4 protein-coding genes are annotated in these 2,456 nt (G+C 61.8%); 3 read left to right on the top strand and 1 reads right to left on the bottom strand.

The window, feature by feature from the left end; all coding sequences use genetic code 11:
* Positions 1–76 precede the first annotated feature (76 nt).
* Positions 77–787: a glutathione S-transferase family protein gene (locus E5W70_RS31845; RefSeq protein WP_292665270.1), complete on the bottom strand. Its 711-nt coding sequence runs from the start codon at positions 785–787 to the stop codon at positions 77–79.
* A gap of 75 nt (positions 788–862) precedes the next feature.
* Here E5W70_RS31845 and E5W70_RS31850 point away from each other — a divergent pair, with 75 nt between their 5' ends.
* From E5W70_RS31850 to E5W70_RS31860, 3 genes are all read left to right on the top strand, one after another.
* Positions 863–1,375, top strand: a complete 513-nt coding sequence (locus E5W70_RS31850) for a DinB family protein (protein WP_254820279.1) — start codon at positions 863–865, stop codon at positions 1,373–1,375.
* Positions 1,376–1,427: 52 nt separating this feature from the next.
* Positions 1,428–1,793 (top strand): hypothetical protein, encoded by a 366-nt coding sequence (locus tag E5W70_RS31855; protein WP_292665273.1) that lies wholly within the window; start codon positions 1,428–1,430, stop codon positions 1,791–1,793.
* A gap of 131 nt (positions 1,794–1,924) precedes the next feature.
* Positions 1,925–2,380, top strand: coding sequence for a diguanylate cyclase (locus tag E5W70_RS31860; protein ID WP_292665275.1), 456 nt, complete (start codon positions 1,925–1,927; stop codon positions 2,378–2,380).
* The last annotated feature ends 76 nt before the right edge of the window (positions 2,381–2,456 follow it).

Below are 2,456 nucleotides of genomic sequence, written 5' to 3' on the forward strand. Positions count from 1 at the left end.
CCATACCCAAATTAGTAGCATAGCTGCCGGCACAAAGCGAGAACAAAATGTGGCGCCGCCGATGAAACTGCCGATTTCAACTCTCGAGCGGGGCGATCGCTGCGGCCGCGACCGTGCGGCCGAGGCCGCCATGCAGATCGAGGCATCGTTCGAACCATTGCGCCACGACATCGCTGTCGTCGAGCAGCCGGTAGGATGTGGCGATGCGCGCCCATTGCAGCGCGCCGAAAACGATGTAGTCGGCAAACAGCGGCGACGGGCCGCCGATGAAGGGCTGATAGCCAAGCATCGAGCGGAGCGGCTCCAGCGAGGCGCGGAAGCTGGCGAGCCCGGCGTCGCGGGTGGCGTATACCGCCTCCAGGCGCTTGCCGAGGCGCTGCTCGCGGTTCTGCCGGAAATAGGCGGCGTTCGCCCCGTCCTGCATGGCGTGCAGGTCCAGTATCGCTGCGGTGGTGACGTAGGGATGGATGGTCAGCGGCGACCAGCGTTCGATGAAGCGCGCCGTCGCCTTACCGCCGTCACCGGAAAACAATGTCGGCCGCTCGGGATAGGCCTCCTCGAGATAGAGCGCGATGGCGAAGGAATCGGCGACCACCGTCTCGCCGTCGCGGATCACCGGAACGAGCTTCGAGACGCCGCCTTCCACCTTCGGCACTTCGAGGAAACGGGTCGGCACGCTGGTGATGTCGAGCCCTTTATGGGCCAGCGCCATCGTCGCCTTCCAGCAATGTGGGCTGAATGGGCGGGCGGCGTCGCGTCCGACAAGGTCATAGAGCAGAATGGTCATTGGCGGCAGCGTCCTTGCAGTCTAACTATGCCCGAAACAGACCCGCGAAACAGGGTCTCGCAGGTCGAGAGAAGAATGAAACAGCATTTCAGGATGTTTGCGGCCTACAATCAATGGGCCAATGGCCGCATCTACGATGCCGCCGCCGATCTCGACGAGGAAGAGTTCGACCGCAATGTCGGCGTCTTCTTCGGTTCGATGATGGGAACGCTCAACCACCTCCTGGCAGCCGACCGTATCTGGATGAAACGCTTCACCGGCGAGGGCGACGCGCCGGCAAGGCTCGACACGATCCTGCACCGCGCCTTGCCAGGCTTGCGGCTGGCGCGCGAGGCCGAGGACAAACGGATCATCGACTGGGTCGACGGCCTGAGCGACAAGGCGCTGTCGGGCCGCTTCTCCTACATGACCGTCTCGGACATGCGCACCGTCTCGCAGCGGCTGGCGCCGGCGCTCGACCACTTCTTCAACCACCAGACCCACCACCGCGGCCAGGCGCACGCGATCCTGACCATTCTGGGTAAGCCAAGCCTCGGACTGGACCTGACGATGTTCCAGCGCAGCGAGGAGGGCAGAGCATTCGCCTAAAGCGCGTCGCGTTCGACCGGCCTCCATGCGACGCGCTTTAGGTTCTTGTTTGATGCATGTCGTAATCGCAAAACCGCTGCACACTTTTGCGCGACATGCATTAACCCTGGGGCGGTTGGTGAAGCGGACGGTGGATAGTGGACGATCTGCCGAGATTGCAAAACGCGCCAAAACATTTTATGGAGCGCACGGTCGTGAGGGCGGCCGCTTCAGCAGCATTCAGCAGCAACAGCGAGAATTGGCACGCATGCCCAATGAACCCTTGCGCCTCGTGGCGTTCTTCGCCGTGGTCCTGGCGCTTCTCAACTCCGGTTATTATTTCCACCAGGGCGACATTGTCGCGACCATCTATTTCATGATCGGCGCCATTCTTGTGACCGCGGTCACCCGGATGAGCATCAGAAGGCAGCTGATCTAGGACCGATCTTCTTATCTGGCCGCCATCTCGACGGCTGGTTCGCTTCGACTGCGATCGAATTGAAAGCAAAGTCTTAGGACTTCGTTTGCGCTGTTGCTTCAAGGTAATCGGCTGAAGCAGGAGCAAAAAGCATGCAGATCGATTTGTCCCCGACGAGCTGGGGCAGGGTCGTGGCGGTTACCGTCGCTGGCACCGTGGTCTGCATTGCAGCCGCGTTCTTCGTCGATTCCTTCAATTTCCCGTATTTGTCGCCGGAAGCGCTGTGGCGGGCGCAGCTCACCGACCTGCTGCTGCCGCTTGTGCTGGCCGGCTCGTTCTTCTTTTTCCTGATGTGGAAAATGCGCCAGCTGGCCATCGCGCAGAAGGCACTGGCCATCGTCGCGGCGACCGACAGCCTGACGGCGGTGTTCAACCGGGGTGCGTTTTCGATGCTCGTCGAAGCCTATCTCGAACAGGCCCGCAGCCATTCCGTCGTCAATGCCGGCGCCTTGTTGATCGTCGATGCCGACCATTTCAAATCCGCCAACGACCGCCTCGGCCACGACTGCGGAGACCAAGCGCTCAAGCTGATCGCCAGGACGATCTAGGGCCAGCTGCGCGGCGCCGATATCGTCGGCCGGATCGGCGGCGAGGAATTTGCGGTTTTCCTTCCCGGCGCAGATC

Source organism: Mesorhizobium sp. (genome assembly GCF_005063415.1).
Classification (GTDB): Bacteria; Pseudomonadota; Alphaproteobacteria; order Rhizobiales; family Rhizobiaceae; genus Mesorhizobium.